Raw genomic sequence first — 691 nt, forward strand, 5'->3', positions numbered from 1 at the left:
ATGCTACTTCAGCGACCGTTTTAACAATATTATCGCCTTCATAAACCTCACAATTTCTGGGAACAAAAGAAATCATGCTACGTCTTTTTATTCTTTTATTGCCATATACATTACCACTAATATGTAAATAACCATAGATCTTCGCATTGCCATAAACAGAACCATAAACCTCAGCATTGCCCCCCACGCTAGCATTGCCATAAACCTTGCCGTAAATTTTTGCACGGCTATTAACAACAGCATAATTATAAATCTTAGCATGGCTGTAAACACAGGCAGAACCCGAAACCTGAGCATGCCCATAAACCCTTGCATAATTAAAAGCCCACGCATTATGAGAAAGGTGAGCATTGTCATAAATATGTGCTTCTGTATAAACACGGGCGCTCCCTCCCACATGGGCATTGGCATAAACATAACCAGCCACATGGGCAATGCCATAGACACAAGCATTGTCATAAATTTTTGCATATTGAGAGATAAAAGCCTTGCCATAGACCTCAGCATTGCCATAGACATGACCACAGATTTGAGAGTTATGACGTATTTTTGCATTGTGACAAACACGGGCATGCCCATAAACCCATGCATCATCATAAACCCAGCAATTGCCCTCATGAGAGAGATTATCTACCTTTTCTATAAAACCACCAAGATCACCAGCCTTAACATCAGCAAAGTCTTTTAATGC

At 40.2% G+C, this 691-nt stretch carries 1 protein-coding gene; it reads right to left on the bottom strand.

All coding sequences use genetic code 11. The features are described 5' to 3' along the window. The coding region (locus J7R13_RS08590; RefSeq protein WP_208438289.1) for a hypothetical protein at positions 1 to 691 on the bottom strand (691 nt) is incomplete at both ends.

This window comes from Bartonella taylorii 8TBB (assembly GCF_902825155.1).
GTDB lineage: Bacteria > Pseudomonadota > Alphaproteobacteria > Rhizobiales > Rhizobiaceae > Bartonella > Bartonella taylorii_A.